Consider the following 21,189-nt stretch of genomic DNA (forward strand, 5'->3'; position numbering starts at 1 on the left):
CTACCCCACTTACTGTTTATAGTGTTCGGCCAGTGCCACGCACCAGGCCTCGCCGCGAGCCCCCTGCGGCGAAAGGATCAGCGAGCGTCCGCCCGCTTGGGGGCTTATGGTAATGGTCAGGTCGGGCTTTGGCAAAACGCCCGCACCCTTTTGTGGCCATTCGAACAGGCACAGCGGGTCGCCCTCGAAATAGTCACGAATGCCCATGAACTCCAGCTCTTCCGGATCGACCAGGCGATACAGGTCGAAATGGAAGGCGCGCACCTCACCGATTTCGTAAGGCTCGACCACGGTGAAGGTCGGGCTTTTCACTGCACCAGTATGGCCCAGACCACGAATCAGGCCACGCGACAGCGTGGTTTTGCCGGCGCCCAGGTCGCCTTCCAAAAAGATCACACCACGACCGCCGGTCACCTCGGCCAGTCGTGCGCCGAATCGGACGGTGGCGTCTTCATCGGCCAGAAACAGGTTTAAGCCAGACACGCAGAATGCTCCTCCAACAATTCACGAATGACCGGTGCCAGATCGCTGGCGGCCAGGCCTCTACCTTTAACGCCCAGGCGCTCGCCGGCACAGGCGTGCAACCATACCCCCAGGCCTGCGGCGCGCCAGGCATCCAGGCCCTGGGCCAGCAACGCCGCCAGCACGCCGGTCAGCACATCGCCCAGGCCAGCACCGGCCATCGCCGGGTGGCCGCGCTCGCACAGCATCAGCTGCCCGGCCGGGTCGGCGACCAGCGTGCCGGCCCCCTTGAGCACACACACGCTGTGGTAACGGCGCGCCAGCTTGCGCGCAGCGCCCGGGCGGTCAGCCTGCACCGCCTCGGTGGAAATCCCCAGTAACCGCGCCGCCTCCCCCGGGTGCGGGGTGAGGATGCTGCCACTGGGCAGGGCCAGCGGGGTGCGCGCCAGCAGGTTCAGGGCATCGGCATCCCACACTTGCGGGCGCGCCGCATTGGCCACCGCCGACAGCAGGCTGCGGCCCCACGCCGCCTGCCCCAGGCCAGGGCCGACCACCAGCACCGAGGCGCGCTCCAGCACGCCCATCAGCTGGTTGGCCGACGCTACCCCCAGGCACATGGCCTCGGGCATGCGGGTCAGGCCGGCGGCAACGTGCTCCGGGCGGGTTGCCACGCTGACCAGGCCAGCGCCGCAGCGCAGCGCAGCTTCGGCGCTGAGCAACACCGCGCCACCGGTGCCGAGGTCGCCGCCAACCACCAATACGTGGCCGAAGTCACCTTTATGGGCATGGGCATGCCGTGCCGGCAGGTGCGCGACGGTCACGCTGCTGAGCAGTTGCGGGGCGTTGCTGGGGTGTTTGGTCTGTGGCATGGGGTCAAAGGCTCCAATGTCTGGCAGAATTATACGCACCTGAGCCCGTAATGCCTTGCCCATCCATGTCCGCCTGTACGCCTGACCTCGCCCAACTGGCCCAATCCATCAAGATCTGGGGCCAAGAACTCGGTTTTGCCCACGTTGGCATCGCCGGGGTCGACCTTGGCGAACATGAACACCACCTGCAGCGCTGGCTGGATGCCGGCTACCAGGGCGAAATGGAGTACCTCGGCGCGCATGGCAGCAAGCGCGCGCACCCCGAGCAGCTGATTCCCGGCACGGTGCGCGTGGTATCGCTGCGCATGGACTACCTGCCCGGCGACACGCAGATGGCGCAGCGCCTGGCCCAGCCGGAAAAGGCCTATGTCTCGCGGTATGCCCTGGGTCGGGACTACCACAAGCTGGTACGCAAGCGCGTGCAGTTTCTGGCAGACCGCATTCAGGAGGCGATCGGCCCGTTCGGCTACCGCGCCTTCGTCGACAGCGCCCCGGTGCTGGAAAAGGCCCTGGCCGAGCAGGCCGGGCTGGGCTGGATCGGCAAGAACACCCTGCTGCTGAACCGCAAGGCGGGCAGCTACTTCTTCCTCGCCGAGCTGTTCGTCGACCTGCCATTGCCGGTGGACGAAGCCACCAGCAGCGAACATTGCGGGCGTTGCCAGGCCTGCCTGGACATCTGCCCGACCCAGGCGTTCGTCGGGCCCTACCTGCTGGATGCACGGCGCTGCATTTCGTACCTGACCATCGAGCTGCGGGGCCCGATACCCGTCGAGTTGCGCGCAAAGATGGGCAACCGGGTGTTCGGCTGCGATGACTGCCAGATCGTCTGCCCGTGGAACCGCTTTGCCAGGCCCAGTCAGGAGCAGGACTTCCAGCCCCGGCATGGGCTGGAGAATGCCGAACTGGCGGAGATGTTTCTGTGGGATGAGCGCACCTTCCTGCGCAAGACCGAGGGCGGGCCGTTGCGCCGGGCCGGGTACGAGCGCTGGTTGCGCAACCTGGCGGTGGGGCTTGGCAATGCGCCGTCGACGATTCCGGTGATCGAAGCCTTGAAAGCGCGGCGCGAGGATGCCTCGGAGCTGGTGCGTGAGCATGTGCAGTGGGCGTTGGCACAACACGGCGTTTCGTAGCTACGCAATACCTGTGGGAGCGGGTTCACCCGCGAACACGGGCGAAGCCCGTGCCCTGCACCGCGTTGGATTCTTCGCGGCTAAAGCCGCTCCCACAAGGTAAGCGGACCGCTTGCGAATTCAGATCTCTAAGCGACAGGGCAGCCCAAAGGGCTGGGTAATTCCCACAGGGGCCAGGTTGCGCACGCGACTGCGTTACTGCTGGTCGTTGTAGTGGAACTTGGGCATTTCCCAATGGAAGCGGATCGCCAGCAGGCGCAACAGGAACCCGCCAAACAAGGTCAGCAGCGTCGCCTGCTCCGCCGGCAGCTTGAAATACACGCAGCCCAGGTAGAACCAGGCCGCCGCGAACGACACGCTGGCGTACAGCTCGCGGCGGAACACCAGTGGAATGTCGTTACAGAAGATATCGCGCAGGATGCCGCCAAACACCCCGGTGATCACCCCACTGATCGACGCCACCAGCATGCCCTGCCCCATCTCCAGTGCCGTCATGCAGCCAATCAAGGTAAAGGCCACCAGCCCCAGGGCATCGAGCACCAGAAACAGCGAGCGCAAGCGGCGCATCATCGGCGCAATGAAAATGGTCAGCAGCGCCGCACAACTGGTCAGCACCAGGTACTCCGGGTGCTTCACCCAGGTCAGCGGGTAATGCCCGAGCAGCACATCGCGCACCGAACCGCCGCCCAGTGCGGTGACGCAGGCAATCAGCACCACGCCGAACCAGTCCATGCCGCGGCGGCCAGCGGACAACGCGCCGGTCATGGCTTCGGCGGTGATGGCGATGAGGTAGAGCATCAACAACATGGCGACGGGGTTCCGTGGGGCAGGCGAGAAAGGCGCGCAGTCTAACCAGTTGCCCATGGCACCAAAAGGGGGCGCAGATACAATATCTGCGCCCTTTCGGCTCACACCTTGATGAAGTGCTCGCGATAGTGGCGCAGTTCGGCGATCGATTCGCGGATGTCGTCCAGCGCCAGGTGGGTATTGCCCTTCTTGAAGCTGTCACGCACGTCTGGCGCCCAGCGCGCGGCCAGTTCCTTCAGGGTCGAGACATCCAGGTTGCGGTAGTGGAAGTAGTTTTCCAGGTTGCGCATGTGGCGGTAGAGGAAGCGACGGTCCTGGCAAATGCTGTTGCCGCAGATCGGCGACTTGCCTTTCGGCACCCACTGCTCGAGGAAGGCAATGGTCTGCGCCTCGGCTTCGGCCATGCCGACCTTGCTTTCGCGCACGCGCTGGGTCAGGCCGGAAGCGCCATGGGTGCGGGTGTTCCACTCGTCCATGCGCGCCAGCACTTCGTCACTGTGGTGAATGGCGATCACCGGCCCTTCGGCCAAGGTGTTCAGCTGGCTGTCGGTAACGATGGTGGCCATCTCGATGATGACGTCGCTGTCCGGATCCAGGCCGGTCATTTCCAGGTCGATCCAGATCAGGTTCTGTGGGTTTTGCATGCGGGGGCTCCTCATATAGGCCGTCATAGTAGCGTAGTGGCCAAGGCGCGCCCATTCACGCCACGCAGGTAGGCGAAATGGTCCGGCGCCTGGCGTGCTAAACTGCCTGCCGTTTTCAACACCCCCTTGCACGGAACCTTCATGGCCAAACGCCAGCTCAATCGCCGCCAGAACTGGCGCATCGAAAAAATCCAGAACGAGCGCGCTGCGCGTGCGGCCAAACGTGAGCAGCACGTGCTGCAGGAACTGGAGGGTGGCGACCTGGGGCCGGAGCAGCTGGGCCTGGTGATCGCGCACTTCGGCGTGCAGGTGGAAGTGGAAGCCCAGGACGGCGAAGTCGCAGGCCAGGTGTTCCGCTGCCACTTGCGCGCCAACCTGCCGGCACTGGTTACCGGTGACCGCGTGGTATGGCGCGCCGGCAACCAGGGCATTGGCGTGATCGTCGCGCAGATGCCGCGCAGCACCGAGCTGTGCCGGCCGAACAACCACGGCCAGCTGAAGCCGGTGGCGGCCAACGTCGACCTGATCGTGATCGTCTTCGCCCCCGCGCCGGAACCGCACCCCAACCTGATCGACCGTTACCTGGTGGCAGCCGAACATGCCGGCATTCGCCCGCTGCTGCTGCTGAACAAGGCCGACCTGATCGACGACGACAACGGCCCGGGCCTGCACGCACTGCTGGCGGTCTACCGTGAGCTGGGCTACCCGCTGCTGGAAGTCTCGGCGCACCACGGCGACGGCATGCAACGCCTGCAGCAGATGCTCGACGGCAACATCAGTGTGTTCGTCGGTCAGTCGGGGGTGGGCAAGTCGTCGCTGGTCAACAGCCTGCTGCCGGACGCCGGCACCCGTGTCGGCGACTTGTCGGAATGGTCTGGCCAGGGTACCCACACCACCACTACCGCGCGGCTGTACCACTTCCCCAACGGCGGCGATTTGATCGACTCGCCCGGCATTCGCGAGTTCGGCCTGGGGCATGTCAGCCGCGGTGATGTGGAAGATGGCTTCATCGAGTTCCGCGACCTGTTCGGCACCTGCCGCTTCCGCGACTGCAAGCACGATCGCGAACCGGGCTGTGCGCTGCTCAAGGCGCTGGATGAAGGCCGTATCAAGCCGCAGCGCATGAGCAGCTACCGCTCGATCATCGCCAGCCTGCCGGAAGACGCTTACTGACCGCTTGCGCCACAGGTTCTAAGCAGCTTCAGCCGCGGCGCGGTCTTGTGGGAGCGGCCTTGTGTCGCGAAAGGGGCGCGCAGCGGCCCCAGGCTTCAGCGTTAAGCCAATATGCCGGGGCCGCGTTGCGGCCCTTTCGCGACACAAGGCCGCTCCCACAAGGCACCGCGCAGGACGAAAAAAGGCTTACTGTTCCTTAGCCTCATCCATCTTCAAAGTGCCTTCCTCGAAGATGTTCAGCTTCTGGCGCAGCTCACGCGGCTGCATGGGTGCCTGTTCGGTTGCAGCCGGTGCGGCGGGTGCCGCCGGCGGAGCAGCCGGTACGTCCGCCGGTTTTTCCGGAACACCCTGTTCGCCTTCGATGTCGCGCTGGGCCTTCTTGGTCAGCACGATGATGTCGATACGGCGGTTGACCGGGTTGAACGGGTCTTTGCGGTCGAACAGCGACGACGAGGCGTAGCCCACCACCCGTGCCACCTGGCCGTCCGGGTAGCCACCGGCCACCAGCGCGCGGCGCGCGGCGTTGGCGCGGTTGGCCGACAGTTCCCAGTTGCCGAACTCGCCAGTGCCGGCATACGGCTTGGCATCGGTGTGGCCACTGATGCTGATCTTGTTCGGCACCGCCTTGATGGTGTCGGCCATGGCCAGCAGGATGTCCTCGAAGTACGGCTGCAGGCGCGCGCTGCCGATGTCGAACATCGGCCGGTTCTCGGCGTCCATGATCTGGATGCGCAGGCCGTCCTGGGTGATCTCGAACAGGATCTGGTCCTTGAACTTCTGCAGCTGCGGGTTCTCTTCCACCTTGTTCTGCAGCTCTTGCAGCAACAATTCCAGGCGCTCGCGCTCGACCTGCTCGGCCATGGTCTCGACCTGGTCCTTGTCCAGCTGGATGCTGGTGTCAGGCGTCGGCTCCGACTTGGCCTCGGGGTTGATGGTCTTTTCCGGCGCCAGCTGTGGCGAGCCACCCAGGTCGATAATGTACGGTGTGCCACTTTCCGAGAAACCGATCGGGTCCTTGAAGTAGCCGGCAATGGCGATCTTCTGTTCCGGCGTGGCCGTGGACAACAGCCACAGCACCAGGAAGAACGCCATCATCGCCGTGGCGAAGTCGGCGAAGGCAATTTTCCAGGCGCCGCCGTGGTGGCCGCCGCCAAAGCGCTTGACGCGCTTGACGATGATGGGCTGATTGTTCTCCATGACTCAGCGACCGCGAACCGCTTGTTCCAGTTCGGCAAAGCTTGGACGGTGCTTGGGGTACAGCACCTTGCGCCCGAACTCCACCGCCAGCGAAGGCGGCATGCCGGAAGCTGAAGCCACCAGCGAAGCCTTGATCGATTCGTACAGGTTCAGCTCTTCCTTGGCATCGTGTTCCAGGCACTTGGCCAATGGGCCAAAGAAGCCGTAGGCGGCCAGAATACCGAAGAAGGTACCCACCAGCGCCGCGCCCACGTGCAGGCCGATGGAAGCCTGGTCGCCGTCGCCGAGCGAGGCCATGGTCACCACGATGCCCAGTACCGCCGCAACGATACCGAAGCCAGGCATGCCGTCGGCGATGCCGTTCACTGCATGGGAAGGATGTTCCAGCTCTTCCTTCATGCTCAGCAGTTCCATGTCGAACAGGCCCTCGAGCTCGTGCGGGGCCATGTTGCCGGTAGACATGATGCGCAGGTAGTCGCAGACGAACGCGGTCATGCGCTCATCGGCCAGCACCGTCGGGTATTTGGCGAAGATCGGGCTGGCGGCAGCGTCCTCGATGTCGGCCTCGATGGCCATCATGCCTTCACGACGGCTTTTGTTGAGAATCTCGTACACCAGGCCCAGCACTTCCAGGTAGAAGGCATGGGTGAAGCGCGAGCCGAACATCTTCATCGACTTCTTGATGACGTGCATGGTCATGTAGCCAGGGTTGGCCTGCAGGAATGCACCAAAGGCCGCACCGCCGATGATCAGTACTTCGAACGGCTGGATCAGCGCCGCGATCTTGCCGTGGGAGAGCACGTATCCGCCGAGCACGCTCGCGAATACGACGATGATGCCGATAATTTTAGCCATAGGTTCAAAGCACTTGCTGTCGTGGTCAGGGGAAGAGACGGGAGCGTTAAAACTCTTCTTCTACTTATCGGCAGAACTGCGCCAGACTATAGCCACTCAATGCGAAAAGCCAGTTCGGACTGATGTCAAAATGCCAATTGAAACCAAGGTGCCCGCTCAGGCTCCACGTACGTTAGAGGCCTGGGTAAAGCTGCTCGAGAGTGTTCGCATCCCGGTGCCGAAGCACAGCTACGACCGGGTCATGGCCGCCATCCACGATAGCCGCCGCTCCTTGCGCGATATCGCCGAACTGATGCAGGACAGCCCGGCACTGGTGCTGTCGGTGATGCGCGAAGCCAACCACCCGACCAATGCCAGCCTGGCCGAGCCGGCCGAAAGCCTGGAGGTGGCCCTCAACCGCCTGGGCCTGGAGCGCACTGAACAGCTGCTCAAGCGCCTGCCTGCGTTGCCCGAGGAAGAAATCCCGCCGGTCCTGTGCCAGTTCCAGCTGATCAGCCAGCACGCCTCGCAGCAGGCCAGTGGCCTGTTCGCCAGCCGCCTGGCACGGCTGTGGCAGGAAATCCACTGGGGCAGCTTGCTGTTCCTGTCGCCACTCTGGCCGCTGGCGCTGGCCTACCCCAAGCTGCTCGACACCTGGGAGCTGCGGGTTATCCACAAGGGCGAAGACGCCGCCCATGTCGAGCAAGAGCTGTTTGGCGTGCGCATCATTGCGCTGTGCCAGACCATGGCCGAGTACTGGCGCCTGCCACAGTGGGTCACTCAGGGTTATCACCTGCTGCTGGAAGAACGCGAGCAACTGGCGCAGATACTGAACATCGCCCGCGACCAGGACCTGCTCAGCCAGCAACACCGCCTGGACGCCGAGCCCGGCCTGCGCCGCTGGTTCAACCAGCCGGCCAACACCGTGCTGCTGGCCAACAACCTGGCCCTGGCGGCCCAGGTGGGCTGGGACAACCCGCACCTGCTGCGCTGGCAACTGCTGACCGCGCTGTACCTGCAAACCTCGCTTGATGATGTGCAGCAGCAGGTTCACCAGCAGGCCGCCGCCAGCGCCCGTCGCCACGCCCAGCATGCCCTGTTCCACCCGGCCGAAGCACTGATCTGGCCCTGGCACCAGCGCCGCCCACACCCGGACATGCTGGCCCCGCCAGCGCCCAGCGGCGACGAGCTGGCGCGCTGGCGCACGCTGTGCCAGCACTTGCTGGCCCAGCCCAGCCCATTCACCAACAGCGTGCACCTGGCTACCCAGGCCCGCGAAGCCCTGCTGGCCTGCGGCATGCAGCGCATCCTGCTGCTGGGCCTGGACAAGGCCAGCGACCACCTGCGCGTGCAGCAATTTGCCGGCTTGCCCAAGGAAGCTGGGGCCCTGGCCCTGCCGGTAGCGCAGAACAAGCTGCTGCAGAAGCTGCTGAGCAAGGCCGGGCAACTGCGCATCGCCCCGGAAAACCACAGCCAGTACTCGGCCCTGCTGCCGGCCCCGCTGCGCGCCCTGTTCCCCAGCGAACACGTGCTGCTGCGCTCGCTGGCGGTGAACGACCAGGTGCTGATGCTGATGGTGGCCGACCAGGGCAGCCGACCGCTGACCGATGTCAGCGTGCAAGCTTTCGGCAAGACCGCACAATGCACCGAGCGGGCGCTGGCGGTGTTTGCCAACCGCAAGGCCTGAGCCTTGCGCTACAATCGCCCCTCTTTCCACACTGGAGACCGTGGATGACTGACTTTTCCGGCCTGCCCCTGGTGATCGAAGCCGCGGACCTGCTGCCACGCCTGGATTCGCCACAGCTGATCCTGGTCGACCTGAGCAGTGCCAACCGCTATGTCAGCGGGCATATCCCCGGCGCGCGCTTCGTCGAAGGCAAGCGTACCCAGCTGGGCCAGCCCCCTGCACCGGGCCTGCTGCCGGCACAGGGCGAGCTGGAAAAACTGTTCAGTGAACTCGGCCACCGCGACGATGCCGTGTATGTGGTGTACGACGATGAAGGCGGCGGCTGGGCCGGGCGCTTCATCTGGCTGCTGGATGTCATCGGCCACAAGCGTTATCACTACCTGAATGGCGGTATCCAGGCCTGGCCGGCCGACAGGCTTTCCACCGAAGTGCCCGCCAGCGGTAACGCCCCGGTGCGTCTGCGCATCGACAGCGAACCCACCGCCACCCGCGAATACCTGCAAAGCCGCCTGGGCGCCGATGACCTGGTGATCTGGGACGCGCGCGGCCCACAGGAATTCAACGGCGAGAAAGTGCTGGCAGCCAGGGGCGGCCATATCCCCGGCGCGATCAACTTCGAATGGACTGCCGGCATGGACCTCAACGACCACCTGCGCATCCGCCAGGACATCGCCGAAGTGCTGCAGAAACTGGGCATCACCCCCGACAAGGAAGTGATCACCCACTGCCAGACCCATCGCCGCTCCGGTTTCACCTACCTGGTGGCCAAGGCCCTCGGCTACCCACGCGTCAAGGCCTACGCCGGCTCGTGGAGCGAATGGGGCAACCACCCGGACACGCCTGTAGAAGTCTAAGGAACCTGCATGAAATCCCGTCTGTTCACCATCAGCCAGTACCTGCTGCCGCACCATCTGCTGTCGCGCCTGGCCGGCTGCATCGCCGAGTGCCGCGTGCGCTGGTTCAAGAACGCCTTCACCGCCTGGTTTGCCAAGCGCTACCAGGTGAACATGGCCGAAGCCCTGGTCGAAGACCTCAGCGCCTACGAGCACTTCAATGCGTTCTTCACCCGCGCCCTGAAGCCAGGCGCCCGCCCGCTGGACGAAACCCCCAGCGCCATCCTGTGCCCGGCCGACGGTGCAGTCAGCCAGCTTGGCCCGATCGAACACGGCCGCATCTTCCAGGCCAAGGGCCACGGCTTCAGCGCGCAGGAGCTGCTGGGCGGTGACCCGGCGCTGGCCGCACCGTTCATGGGCGGCGAGTTCGCCACCATCTACCTGTCGCCAAAGGACTACCACCGCGTGCACATGCCGCTGGCCGGTACCCTGCGCGAAATGGTCTACGTGCCGGGGCGCCTGTTCTCGGTCAACCAGACCACCGCAGAGAACGTCCCCGAGCTGTTCGCCCGCAACGAGCGTGTCGTCTGCCTGTTCGACACCGAGCGCGGGCCGATGGCCGTGGTGCTGGTTGGTGCGATGATCGTCGCTTCCATCGAAACGGTATGGGCCGGGCTGGTGACGCCGCCCAAGCGCGAGCTGAAGACCTTCCGTTACGACGAAGCCAGCCGCGCGCCGATCCACCTGGAAAAAGGTGCCGAACTGGGCCGCTTCAAGCTGGGTTCGACTGCTATCGTGCTGTTCGGGCCAGAGCAGGTGAAATGGGCCGAAACGCTGGGTGCCGGCTCTGCGGTGCGCATGGGCCAGCAGCTGGCTGCGCCTGTGCAGGCTTGATTGCCTGATAGAACCTGGGCCGCTTTGCGGCCCTTCGCGGGCACGCCCGCTCCCACAGAGAAGGTCCCGTTTACCCTGTGGGAGCGGGCGAGCCCGCGAAGGGCTGCAAAGCAGCCCCCGCTTCTCGAATCAGCCGCGCGCGTCGCGGTCACGCAGGCCCAGCAGGTACAACACCCCATCCAGCCCCAGGGTGGAAATTGCCTGCTTGGCCGACTGACGCACCAGCGGCTTGGCGCGGAACGCCACACCCAGGCCGGCCAGCGACAGCATCGGCAGGTCGTTGGCACCGTCACCCACGGCAATCGTCTGCTCCAGCTGCAAACCTTCCTCGCCGGCCAGCTTCTGCAGCAACTCGGCCTTGCGCTGGGCATCGACGATCGGCTCCACGGCCACGCCGGTGACCTTGCCGTCGACCACTTCCAGTTCGTTGGCGAAGACATAGTCGATGCCCAGGCGCGCCTGCACCTGACGGGCAAAGTAAGTGAAGCCACCCGACAGGATCGCCGTCTTGTAACCCAGGCGCTTGAGTTCGGCGAACAGGTTTTCCGCCCCTTCGGTCAGGCGCAGTGACGCACCGATCTCATCCAGCACGCCAACATCCAGGCCCTTGAGCAGCGCCATGCGCTCCTTGAAGCTGGCGCGGAAGTCCAGCTCGCCGCGCATGGCGCGCTCGGTGATCGCCGCCACCTGCTCGCCCACGCCAGCGGCCTTGGCCAGTTCGTCGATGACTTCGGCTTCGATCAGCGTCGAGTCCATGTCGAACACCGCCAGACGGCGGTTGCGGCGGAACAGGTCGTCCTTCTGGAAAGCGATGTCGACGCTCAGCTCTTCGGCCAGGGCGAAGAAGTCGGCACGCAGGGCCTGGGCATCGCTCGGCACGCCGCGCACGGAAATCTCGATGGCCGCCTTGCCCTTGTCGGTCTCGGCATCCAGTGCCACACGGGCCGACAAGCGCTCGATGCGCTCGATGGTCAGGCCGTACTGGCTGATCACCGCGCTCACCCGCTGCAGCTGCGCGGGGGTGATCTTGCGGCTGAGCAGGGTGACGATGTGGCGCGCCTCGCCCTGGCCGTCGGCCCAATGCTGGTAGTCCGCCTCGGAAATCGGCGTGTAGCGGGCCTGCAGGTTCAGTTCGTGGGCCTTGGCCTGCACGCTTTGCAGCAACGCCGTAGCCACTTCGTTGTCCGGGATGTCGACCAGAATGCCGAACGACAAGGTGCCGTGCATGACGGCCAGGCCGATGTCGAGAATGCTCACACCGCCCTGCAGCAGGACGCCGGTGATAGCCGCAGTGAGACCGGGACGGTCCTCACCGGTGATGTTGATCAGGACGATTTCGCGCACAACCTGGCTCCGACTTCGATGAAAAATGCGCATTCTACCGATTTTCCGTGACCATCGGGCGCCAACGATACTTTGCCGACAAAACCCGGATCGCTATACTCCCCACACTTTCATGCCATTAAGAGCCGAGCTCAGTGAACCGGCCCACGCCCGTCAAACCAGACAACTTCTTCCTGATGATCTATCGCGCCCTGAGTCAACGTCGCGTGCCGCTGGCATTGCGCATCGCCTGCACCAACATCTTCCTGGTGGCGCTGGCGCTGGTGATCTACGCCTGCGTCATGGGCCTGCAGTTCAAGCAGGCCATGCACGAGCAGGCCGATGCCCTGGGCCAGAGCCTGACCACCCAGACCGCCACCTCGGCCACCGAGCTGCTGGTGGCCAATGACATCCTCAGCCTCAACGTGCTGCTCGGCAACCTGGTGAAAAACCCGCTGGTCGCGCATGCCGCGATCTACAGCGTGGATAACCGCATCCTCGCCGAGGCCGGCCAGCGTCCCCGCAACAGCCTGCTGGGCGAGGCCGAGGGCCTGTACCAGACCAAGATCACTTTCCAGGATGTGACCGCCGGGCAGCTGCGCATCAGCCTGGACATGAGCCAGTTCCAGCAGCCGATGCTGATCAGCCTGCAGAGCATGGGCATTCTCGCCGCCATATTGTTGGTGCTGGCGCTGACCCTGAGCCTGCGCCAGGGCCGCTTCATCACCCTGCCGCTGCTGCAGCTGCGGGTCTGGCTGCGCGACCCGCAACCCTATACCCCGGCCACCGACCGCCAGGACGAGATCGGCGACATCGCCCGCCAGTTGCATGCGCGCCTGGCCCCGCCGCCGCCACCGGAGCCGGAGCCGGAGGTCGAGGACGACGAGCACTTGGACGACCTGCCCCACGCCGCCCCGGCGGCCAAGGCTGCACCCCGCGCCAGGCTTGCCGCCCATTCGGACGAGGACGACGATGATGCCTTCGCCGGCCTGCTGGACGACGACAGCGCACCCACGGCCGCCGTGGTCGAGTCCGACGAGCCGCAGTTCAGCGCCGTGCTCGCGGTCCAGCTGGGTTCGCAGGAGCAGTTGCGCCGCCTGCCGCGCACGCGCCTGACCGAGCTGACCGAGCGTTACCGCGATTGCCTGGAGCACGCCGCCTCGCTTTACGACGGCGAAACCCACACGCTCAACGACGGCAGCACCCTGGTGCTGTTCCACAGCCGCGACTGCGGCGAGGACTACCTGACCAACGCCATCTGCTGCGGCGAGCTGTTGCGCGCCCTGGGCCATGCCCTGCAGATCGAAGTGGCGGACAGTGGCATCACCCTGCAGCTGCAACTCGGCCTGGCCCTGGGCAACGACCTGCAAGGGCTGGAGCTGGTGGACCTGCTGATGGCCGAGAAGGCGCAGGATGCCCTGGCGCTGTCGCAGCACAGTCGCAACCTGTTGCTGGTGGAGCGGCAGATCAGTGATGACACCCTGATCCGCCAGCGCGCCCGTATTCGCCCGATCGCCAGCCCGGAAGGCGCCTGCTGCGTGGAACGCCTGATGGAGCCCTACCCGTCGATGCTGGAACGGCAACTGGCGCGGATGCACGAACGCCGGGCCTGATACCGAGGTGGCTTCTTCGCGGGTAAACCCGCTCCCACAGGTTTCTGCACAGGCCTCAAGGTATGTGATATCCCTGTGGGAGCGGGTTTACCCGCGAAGAGGCCAGTCCAGGCAATACAAAAAACAGCAGACACAAAAAAGCCCGCAACGATGCGGGCTTTTTTGTGTCTGGCAGTTCGATCAGAACCGATAGACTTCCATATCGGTACGAATCGGAGCAGCCATCGGAATCTTGGATTTCTCTGGCGTCTTCTTCACCTGCACCGGCGCAGCAGGCTTTTTAGGCGTGTCTTCGGCAATCGCTGGCTGGTTGGCCAGTGGCTTGACCGCCGTGCTCAGCTGTTCGGCCAGCTTCTGCAGCAACTGGCCTTGGGCCTGCACCTGCGACGCCTCGCTGCCCTCGTGCTGCTGCTCGAGGTGAACGATACGGTTGTCACGGACATGGCCACGGCGGTCGAGCAGGCGCCACTGGGCATCCAGGATAGCCGGCTGGTCCTTGCCCGAATCCAGGCGAGTGATCGACAGCAGCACTTGTACGTCCGGGTTGAAACCGGCGGTCGCCGGCGCCAGCACCACGCGCTGGCTGTCCAGACGCCAGGCAAGTTGGCGCACCAGCAGCTGGTCGATATCCGACGAAAGGCTGCCGGCCCAACGACCGTCGGTCGCCGAACTCAGGCTGCCATCGGCCTGACGCTGCAGAAAGGTCTCGCGTTGCAGGTAATCGGCTACCGACACCGGGCCGAGCACCACGGCCATGCCCGCACTCTGCGAAGGCTGGCCAGGATCACCACTGTCGAGCTGGTACAGGGCAACCGGCTGGTGCATGGTGCACCCGCCAAGGCCCAGCAGGCCAGTCATCAACAGCGCAAATGGAAGGCGCAGAAATTTCATCATCCCATCCAGGCGGTCGCCAACAGGCCAACCGCAGTGATACATGTAGGTTCAAACGGGCACACGGCCACGCCGGCACCGCAAGGGCCATATCATCCGTGAAATAACCGTCCGACTCCAGCATTTCCGCCCGGAACGGCGCTGAAATTGCCGTTCCAGACATTTCAACCGGTTATGCCGGCACTTCTACCTGCAAGCTATCGACCCGCTGGAACCCGCGTGGCAGCTTGCTGCCGCGCCGTCCGCGCTCACCCTTGTAGTGCTCCAGGTCGTCCGCTTTCAGAGATAGGGTACGCTTGCCGGCTTGCAATACAAGTGTCGCGCCCTCGGCAATCACCGCAAGATCGGTAACAAATTCTTCACGGCTGGCCACGCGGTCACCCGGCACACCGATGATCTTGTTGCCCTTGCCTTTGCCCAGTTGGGGCAGGTCACTGACCTTGAACACCAGCAGGCGGCCTTCGGTGGTCACCGCCGCCAGCCAGTCCTGCTCGCGGTTGGCGACGGGCCGCGGGGTCATGACCTTGGCGCCGTTGGGCAGGCTGAGCAAGCCCTTGCCGGCCTTGTTCTTGGCTTGCAGGTCTTCGCCCTTGACCACGAAGCCGTAGCCGGCGTCGGAGGCCACCACGTACAGCGCGTCATCGTCCGGCAACAGCACGCACTCGAAGGTGGCCCCCGGTGGCGGCGTCAGGCGACCGGTCAGCGGTTCGCCCTGGCCGCGGGCCGACGGCAGGCTGTGGGCGGCCAGCGAGTAGCTGCGGCCGGTCGAGTCGATGAGCACGGCAAACTGGTTGGAGCGCCCGGCGGCAGCCGCCTTGAAGCCGTCGCCGGCTTTGTACGACAGGCCGGTGGCATCGATGTCGTGGCCCTTGGCGCAGCGCACCCAGCCCTTTTCCGAGAGCACCACGGTAACCGGCTCGGTCGGCATCAGCTCGTTTTCCGACAGGGCCTTGGCCTCGGCGCGCTCGACGATCGGCGAGCGGCGGTCGTCGCCATAGGTTTCGGCATCCTTGATCAGCTCGCTGCGTACCAGCTTGCGCAGCTTGGCTTCGCTGCCCAGCAGGGCCTGCAGTTTGGCCTGCTCCTTGAGCAATTCGTCCTGCTCGCCGCGGATCTTCATCTCTTCCAGGCGCGCCAACTGACGCAGGCGGGTCTCGAGGATGTAGTCGGCCTGGATTTCGCTCAGGCCGAAGCGGTCAATCAGCGCCTGTTTGGGGTGCTCCTCGGTACGGATGATGTGGATTACTTCATCCAGGTTGAGGAACGCGGTCAGCAAACCTTCCAACAGGTGCAGGCGTTTCTCCACCTTGTCCAGGCGGTGCTGCAGGCGGCGACGAACGGTATTGGTGCGGAATTCCAGCCACTCCACCAGGATCGTCCGCAGGTTCTTCAACTGCGGGCGGCCATCCAGGCCGATGATGTTGATGTTGACCCGGTAGCTGCTTTCCAGGTCGGTGGTGGCGAACAGGTGCTGCATCAGTTCGTCGGCGTCCACCCGGTTGGAACGCGGGATGATGACGATGCGGCACGGGTTCTCGTGGTCCGATTCGTCACGCAGGTCGGCGACCATCGGCAGCTTCTTGGCCTGCATCTGCGCGGCGATCTGCTCCAGCACCTTGGCCCCGGAGACCTGGTGCGGTAGTGCGGTGACGACGATGTCGCCATCCTCGACGCGGTACACGGCGCGCATGCGGATCGAGCCACGGCCGCTTTCGTACATCTTGAGGATTTCGGCACGCGGCGTGACGATCTCGGCCTCGGTCGGGTAGTCCGGCCCCTGGATGTGCTCGCACAGTTGCTCGATGCTGGCCTTGGGCTCGTCGAGCAGGCGCACGCAGGCGCTGGCCACTTCACGCAGGTTGTGCGGCGGTACGTCGGTGGCCATGCCGACCGCGATACCAGTGGTGCCGTTGAGCAGGATGTTGGGCAGGCGCGCCGGCAGCACGGCCGGTTCCTGCAAGGTGCCGTCGAAGTTCGGCACCCAGTCCACGGTACCCTGGCCGACTTCGCTGAGCAGCACTTCGGCATAGCGCGACAGCCGCGCCTCGGTATAACGCATGGCGGCGAACGACTTCGGATCGTCCGGCGCACCCCAGTTACCCTGGCCGTCGACCAGGGTGTAGCGGTAGCTGAACGGCTGCGCCATCAGCACCATGGCCTCGTAGCAGGCCGAGTCGCCGTGGGGGTGGAACTTGCCGAGCACGTCACCGACGGTACGCGCCGATTTCTTGTGCTTGGCATCGGCATCGAGCCCCAACTCGCTCATGGCATAGACGATGCGTCGTTGCACCGGCTTCAGGCCATCGCCGATGTGCGGCAGGGCGCGGTCCATGATCACGTACATGGAATAGTTGAGGTAGGCCTGTTCGGTGAAGTCAGCCAGCGAGCGGCGTTCGACGCCGTCCAGGCTGAGTTCCAGTGAGTCGCTCATGCGGGCCTCGTCATTTCAGGTTCTGGCGCAGCAGCATGGTGCCGCCGCGCTGGGTAAATTCAAGTTGTTTCAGGGCACTCATGCCCAGCAATACGGTTTGCCCGTCCAGGCCCGGCACCACGATGGCGCGAACGTCCTGCAGGCGGATATCACCCAGCTGCAGGCTGGCCAGCCGCGTGCGGTAGCCCTCGGTACGGCCGTTGGCGGTACTCAGCTGCACCGGGCTGCCGCGCTGCAGGCCCAGTTCGCGGCCCAACGTCTCGGGGATGGCCACATCGGTGGCGCCGGTGTCGAGCATGAAATGCACCACCTGGCCGTTGATCGCGCCATCCATCACGAAATGGCCCTGGCCGTTGCCCAGCAGGCGCACCTCGATGAAGCCTTCGCCGTGCGACGACTGCACCTGGGCATTGGGGTTGCGCTGGCGGTCTTCCCATTGGCCGAAGAAGCGCGTGGCAAGGAACAACGCCGCCGCCCAGGCGACGATCATCAGTACCTTGCCGGCCCGCTTGCCCGGTGCCTGGCTCATGGGTTGGCGCTCCAGCCGCCTGGCGGCGCGTCGAAGCGCCAGACGATCGGGCGAACCTCGCCATCGGCGCGCGCGCCGTTGTTGTTGTCCACCCCGATCCAGGCACCCTTGGCATCGATGACCAGGGCCTCGGCCAGACCGTACGGCTGTGGGTAACGCCGCGACTCGAGCAACGCATCGGCAGCGAACGACCAGCAGCGCTCGACCTTGCCGCTATCGGCGTCACGCCGGCAGACCCGGTAGGCGTTGCGTTCAAGGGTGAACAGCTTGCCCTCGAACCAGGCCAGGTCGGCGAAGTCGCGCGACAATGCCTGGGCGTTGGGCATCTGCGGCGGCTGCATCTCGACCCCGGCCTCGCTCAACAGCACGCAGCTGCGCCCGCAGGTCCACACCGACTGCTGGCGTTCGATGGCGACCAGGCCACGGCGCTCGCGTTCGGCCGCCAGCCACAGGCGGTCGCCCGCCGGGTTGATCGCCAACCCTTCGAACAAGGCATTGAAGTTCAGCAGCATGCCGCTGGCCCGGGCCTGGCGGACCAGCGCCGGGTCGATCTTCAACCAGTCCGGCTCGCCTTCCAGCGGCAGCTGCAGCACGGCGGCGTGGGCCTCGCTGACCAGGTACAGGTTGCCCGCCTGGTCGCAGGTGATGCCTTCGAAATCCAGCTCGCCACCGCGAACGTACGACGCCGCCCAGTTGCGCGACTTCAGGCCCCACGGCAAGCCGCTTTCCGGCACCGGCGGCGGGGTGAAGGTAAGCGGCTGGGCGCGCCAGGCCGGGTTCTGCTGGTCGAGGCGGTAGATGCGGTCATCGTCGCGGTCGGACACACCCCACAGCCCGCCCCGACATTCCACCAGGCCAGACAGGTTGCCACCACGCATACCCTCGATCGGGTATTCGCCGCTCAGCTTCAGTTCCGGCCAGTTGCCCGCCTGGCTCGGCAGGGCAACCAGCAGCAGGCAGCTAGCCAGAAGCCGCCGAATCAAACCATGACCTCGGCCAGGTTGCCCTTGGTTTCCAGCCAGCTCTTGCGGTCGCCTGCGCGCTTCTTGGCCAGCAGCTTGTCCATCAGCTCGCAGGTGGCCTGCACATCATCCAGGGTCAGCTGCACCAGGCGCCGGGTGTTCGGGTCCATGGTGGTTTCGCGCAGCTGTGGCGGGTTCATCTCGCCCAGGCCCTTGAAGCGGGTGACCTGCGGCTTGCCGCGTTTCTTCTCGGCTACCAGGCGGTCGAGAATACCGTCGCGCTCGGCCTCGTCGAGGGCGTAGTAGATTTCCTTGCCCAGGTCGATGCGGTACAGCGGCGGCATGGCCACGTACACATGCCCGGCCTCGACCAGCGCGCGGAAGTGCTGGACGAACAGCGCGCACAGGAGCGTGGCGATGTGCAGGCCGTCGGAGTCGGCGTCGGCGAGGATGCAGATCTTGCCGTAGCGCAGCTGCGCAAGGTCGCTGGCACCGGGGTCGACACCGATGGCCACGGCAATGTTGTGCACTTCCTGGCTGGCCAGGACTTCGCCACCGTCCACTTCCCAGGTGTTGAGGATCTTGCCGCGCAGCGGCAGGATGGCCTGGAATTCCTTGTCGCGGGCCTGCTTGGCCGAACCGCCGGCGGAGTCACCCTCGACCAGGAACAGCTCGGCACGCATCGGGTCCTGGCCGGCGCAATCGGCCAGCTTGCCGGGCAGTGCCGGGCCTTGGGTAATGCGTTTGCGCTCGACCTTCTTGCTGGCCTTGAGGCGGCGGCCGGCGTTGCTGATGGCCAGTTCGGCAAGCTGCATGCCCAGCTCGGGGTGGGCGTTGAGCCACAGGCTGAAGGCGTCCTTGACCACACCAGAAACGAAGGCCGCTGCCTCGCGCGACGACAGGCGTTCTTTGGTCTGCCCGGAGAACTGCGGGTCCTGCATCTTCATCGACAGGACGAAGGTGATGCGTTCCCAGACGTCTTCCGGCGCCAGCTTCACCCCACGCGGCAGCAGGTTGCGAAACTCGCAGAACTCACGCATGGCATCCAGCAGGCCCTGGCGCAGGCCGTTGACATGGGTGCCGCCCTGGGCGGTCGGGATCAGGTTGACGTAGCTTTCCTGAATGCTGTCGCCGCCTTCAGGTAGCCACAGCAAGGCCCAGTCAACGGCCTCTTTGTTACCGGCCAGGCTGCCGCAGAACGGCTCGTCGGGCAGGCGCTGGAACTCGTTGACCGAATCGACCAGGTAGGAACGCAGGCCATCTTCGTAGTGCCATTCGACTTTCTCGCCGCTGGCCTTGTCCTCGAAGCTGACCAGCAAGCCCGGGCACAGTACCGCCTTGGCCTTGAGCACATGCTTGAGGCGGCTGACGGAGAACTTCGGCGAGTCGAAATACTTGGGGTCGGGGCTGAAGTACACGCTGGTGCCGGTATTGCGCTTGCCGACCGAACCGACCACTTCCAGCTCGCTGGCCTTGAAGCCATCGGCGAAGGTCATCTGGTATTCGTTGCCGTCACGCTTGACGCGCACGCGCACCTGGGTCGAAAGGGCGTTGACCACCGAGATGCCGACACCGTGCAGGCCACCGGAGAACTGGTAGTTCTTGTTGGAGAACTTGCCGCCGGCGTGCAGCTTGGTGAGGATCAGCTCGACCCCGGACACGCCCTCTTCCGGGTGGATGTCCACCGGCATGCCGCGGCCATCGTCGCTGACTTCCAGCGAGTGGTCGGCATGCAGGATGACTTGCACAGAGCGGGCGTGACCGGCCAGGGCTTCGTCGACACTGTTGTCGATGACTTCCTGGGCCAGGTGGTTGGGGCGGCTGGTATCGGTGTACATGCCCGGCCGCTTGCGGACCGGGTCAAGGCCCGAGAGGACTTCGATGGCGTCTGCGTTATAGGCGCTAGCGCTGGGATTGGCCATGGGGTCTCGTCGTCAGTCTGGTGAGTGCAAAAAAGTCAAAATACAGAAAAGTCGAGCGCAGCATACTGCCCGCGCGCAATACCGGCGAATGCCAGCAGTGCCGGCAGGCGCTCGGCGAAGCCCTGGAAACTGTGGTCGCCACCGGCCTGGATACGCAGGGCACAGGCCCGGTAGTAGCGCTCGGCGTGGCGATAGTCCAGGGTTTCATCGGCGGTCTGCAGCCACACTTGATAGCGGCTGGCGTCCACCGGCGCCGGCACTTCCAGCTCGGCCAGGGCCTGCACGTGATCGTGGGTCAACTCCCAGGCTTCACCGCTGTAGTGATTGTGCTGGATGCCCAGGTAGCCGTCGAAATGCTTGTGCGGGGTTACCGCCGGGTTCACCAGCAGGGCCTTGAGGCCGTGGCGCTCGGCCAGATGGGTGGCATAGTAGCCGCCGAGCGAACTGCCCACCAGTAATGGCGCGCCAAGTTCGGCGATGGCGGCTTCGAGCTGGGCGATGGCCTGGCGTGGGTGGTGGTGCAAGGCTGGCACCCGCAGCCGGGCCGACAAGCCCAGTTGCTGCATCACGGCTTCGAGTTGGCGCGCCTTGGTGGAAAGCGGCGAGCTGTTGAAGCCATGGATATAGAGGATGGAACCCGACATGCTACCCCCGGTAATCTGTGGCTTCGCGCCTGATGATGCGGGCGCAGGGACGCGCAGTGTAGCGCGTTCGCCGGGTTTTGACGCAGCGCCACGGGTTTCGCAACAATTTCTTCAAGAGAGCCGGGGCCGCTACGCGCCCCATCGACGCGGTTCGTCGCCACGACAAGCCAGCTCCCACACCGACCGCATCGTCTTCAAGCCTGTGCACATGGCTTCAGATCAATGCGGTCGGTGTGGGAGCAACTGTCTTGATCAATTTCCAAAAACTGGCGCGATCCCTGTGGGAGCGGCCGTGGCCGCGAACACCGGCGCAGCCGGTGCCATCCCTCGCGTCGCCTGCTTCG

Annotated in this window: 19 protein-coding genes; 6 read left to right on the top strand and 13 right to left on the bottom strand. The window is 65.0% G+C overall.

Annotated features, from left to right (window positions below; all coding sequences use genetic code 11):
• Window positions 1-9: 9 nt before the first annotated feature.
• On the bottom strand, window positions 10-483 hold the full coding sequence (tsaE, locus tag C6A77_RS17350) for a tRNA (adenosine(37)-N6)-threonylcarbamoyltransferase complex ATPase subunit type 1 TsaE (protein ID WP_114170567.1): 474 nt from the start codon (window positions 481-483) through the stop codon (window positions 10-12).
• Window positions 471-1,331 carry an NAD(P)H-hydrate dehydratase gene (locus tag C6A77_RS17355; protein WP_114170568.1) on the bottom strand — a complete coding sequence of 287 codons (861 nt, stop codon included), beginning with the start codon at window positions 1,329-1,331 and terminating at the stop codon, window positions 471-473. Before C6A77_RS17355 ends, tsaE begins: the two co-directional genes overlap by 13 nt.
• A gap of 65 nt (window positions 1,332-1,396) precedes the next feature.
• On the opposite strand from C6A77_RS17355, the gene queG reads away from it, so the two are divergent.
• On the top strand, window positions 1,397-2,461 hold the full coding sequence (gene queG / locus C6A77_RS17360; RefSeq protein WP_114170569.1) for a tRNA epoxyqueuosine(34) reductase QueG: 1,065 nt from the start codon (window positions 1,397-1,399) through the stop codon (window positions 2,459-2,461).
• A 195-nt stretch (window positions 2,462-2,656) separates the two neighbouring features.
• Here the strand turns inward: queG and C6A77_RS17365 are convergent, their stop codons facing one another.
• Entirely contained in the window at window positions 2,657-3,268 is a 612-nt protein-coding gene (locus C6A77_RS17365; RefSeq protein ID WP_114170570.1) for a trimeric intracellular cation channel family protein, read from the bottom strand.
• 101 nt (window positions 3,269-3,369) lie between these two features.
• Complete coding sequence (gene orn, locus C6A77_RS17370; RefSeq protein WP_114170571.1) at window positions 3,370-3,912, bottom strand: oligoribonuclease; 543 nt, start codon at window positions 3,910-3,912, stop codon at window positions 3,370-3,372.
• A 141-nt stretch (window positions 3,913-4,053) separates the two neighbouring features.
• On the opposite strand from orn, the gene rsgA reads away from it, so the two are divergent.
• The gene (gene rsgA / locus C6A77_RS17375) at window positions 4,054-5,085 is read left to right on the top strand and encodes a small ribosomal subunit biogenesis GTPase RsgA (RefSeq protein ID WP_114170572.1); all 1,032 of its coding nucleotides are present in this window, start codon (window positions 4,054-4,056) and stop codon (window positions 5,083-5,085) included.
• A gap of 186 nt (window positions 5,086-5,271) precedes the next feature.
• On the opposite strand, the gene motB is transcribed toward rsgA, so the two are convergent.
• Window positions 5,272-6,282 (bottom strand): flagellar motor protein MotB, encoded by a 1,011-nt coding sequence (motB, locus tag C6A77_RS17380; RefSeq protein ID WP_114170573.1) that lies wholly within the window; start codon window positions 6,280-6,282, stop codon window positions 5,272-5,274.
• A 3-nt stretch (window positions 6,283-6,285) separates the two neighbouring features.
• Complete coding sequence (gene motA, locus C6A77_RS17385) at window positions 6,286-7,137, bottom strand: flagellar motor stator protein MotA (protein WP_114170574.1); 852 nt, start codon at window positions 7,135-7,137, stop codon at window positions 6,286-6,288.
• A 130-nt stretch (window positions 7,138-7,267) separates the two neighbouring features.
• On the opposite strand from motA, the gene C6A77_RS17390 reads away from it, so the two are divergent.
• Genes C6A77_RS17390 through asd form a run of 3 tightly spaced genes read left to right on the top strand, consistent with a single transcriptional unit; the run spans window position 7,268 to window position 10,530 of the window.
• The gene (locus C6A77_RS17390) at window positions 7,268-8,803 is read left to right on the top strand and encodes an HDOD domain-containing protein (RefSeq protein WP_114170575.1); all 1,536 of its coding nucleotides are present in this window, start codon (window positions 7,268-7,270) and stop codon (window positions 8,801-8,803) included.
• 44 nt (window positions 8,804-8,847) lie between these two features.
• A complete protein-coding gene (locus C6A77_RS17395) occupies window positions 8,848-9,657 on the top strand; it encodes a rhodanese-like domain-containing protein (protein ID WP_114170576.1) in 810 nt (269 codons plus the stop codon).
• Between the two features lie 9 nt (window positions 9,658-9,666).
• On the top strand, window positions 9,667-10,530 hold the full coding sequence (gene asd, locus C6A77_RS17400) for an archaetidylserine decarboxylase (protein WP_114170577.1): 864 nt from the start codon (window positions 9,667-9,669) through the stop codon (window positions 10,528-10,530).
• A gap of 129 nt (window positions 10,531-10,659) precedes the next feature.
• Here asd and serB read toward each other — a convergent pair whose 3' ends face one another.
• Entirely contained in the window at window positions 10,660-11,874 is a 1,215-nt protein-coding gene (gene serB / locus C6A77_RS17405; RefSeq protein ID WP_161959677.1) for a phosphoserine phosphatase SerB, read from the bottom strand.
• A gap of 134 nt (window positions 11,875-12,008) precedes the next feature.
• On the opposite strand from serB, the gene C6A77_RS17410 reads away from it, so the two are divergent.
• A complete protein-coding gene (locus tag C6A77_RS17410; RefSeq protein WP_114170579.1) occupies window positions 12,009-13,466 on the top strand; it encodes an AhpA/YtjB family protein in 1,458 nt (485 codons plus the stop codon).
• A 180-nt stretch (window positions 13,467-13,646) separates the two neighbouring features.
• Here the strand turns inward: C6A77_RS17410 and C6A77_RS17420 are convergent, their stop codons facing one another.
• The 6 genes from C6A77_RS17420 to C6A77_RS17445 form a co-directional block, all read right to left on the bottom strand.
• Window positions 13,647-14,357 carry an ABC-type transport auxiliary lipoprotein family protein gene (locus tag C6A77_RS17420; RefSeq protein WP_114170580.1) on the bottom strand — a complete coding sequence of 237 codons (711 nt, stop codon included), beginning with the start codon at window positions 14,355-14,357 and terminating at the stop codon, window positions 13,647-13,649.
• A gap of 172 nt (window positions 14,358-14,529) precedes the next feature.
• The gene (gene parC / locus C6A77_RS17425) at window positions 14,530-16,788 is read right to left on the bottom strand and encodes a DNA topoisomerase IV subunit A (RefSeq protein WP_114170581.1); all 2,259 of its coding nucleotides are present in this window, start codon (window positions 16,786-16,788) and stop codon (window positions 14,530-14,532) included.
• 10 nt (window positions 16,789-16,798) lie between these two features.
• A complete protein-coding gene (locus tag C6A77_RS17430) occupies window positions 16,799-17,317 on the bottom strand; it encodes a TIGR02281 family clan AA aspartic protease (RefSeq protein ID WP_114170582.1) in 519 nt (172 codons plus the stop codon).
• Window positions 17,314-18,300 (bottom strand): esterase-like activity of phytase family protein, encoded by a 987-nt coding sequence (locus C6A77_RS17435; protein ID WP_114170583.1) that lies wholly within the window; start codon window positions 18,298-18,300, stop codon window positions 17,314-17,316. Before C6A77_RS17435 ends, C6A77_RS17430 begins: the two co-directional genes overlap by 4 nt.
• Window positions 18,297-20,201 carry a DNA topoisomerase IV subunit B gene (parE, locus tag C6A77_RS17440; RefSeq protein WP_114170584.1) on the bottom strand — a complete coding sequence of 635 codons (1,905 nt, stop codon included), beginning with the start codon at window positions 20,199-20,201 and terminating at the stop codon, window positions 18,297-18,299. The genes C6A77_RS17435 and parE overlap by 4 nt, the downstream gene beginning before the upstream one ends.
• Window positions 20,202-20,236: 35 nt before the next feature.
• Window positions 20,237-20,845 carry a YqiA/YcfP family alpha/beta fold hydrolase gene (locus C6A77_RS17445; protein ID WP_114170585.1) on the bottom strand — a complete coding sequence of 203 codons (609 nt, stop codon included), beginning with the start codon at window positions 20,843-20,845 and terminating at the stop codon, window positions 20,237-20,239.
• Window positions 20,846-21,189: the final 344 nt, after the last annotated feature.

It is taken from the genome of Pseudomonas sp. AFG_SD02_1510_Pfu_092, assembly GCF_003331055.1.
In the GTDB taxonomy this organism is placed as follows: domain Bacteria; phylum Pseudomonadota; class Gammaproteobacteria; order Pseudomonadales; family Pseudomonadaceae; genus Aquipseudomonas.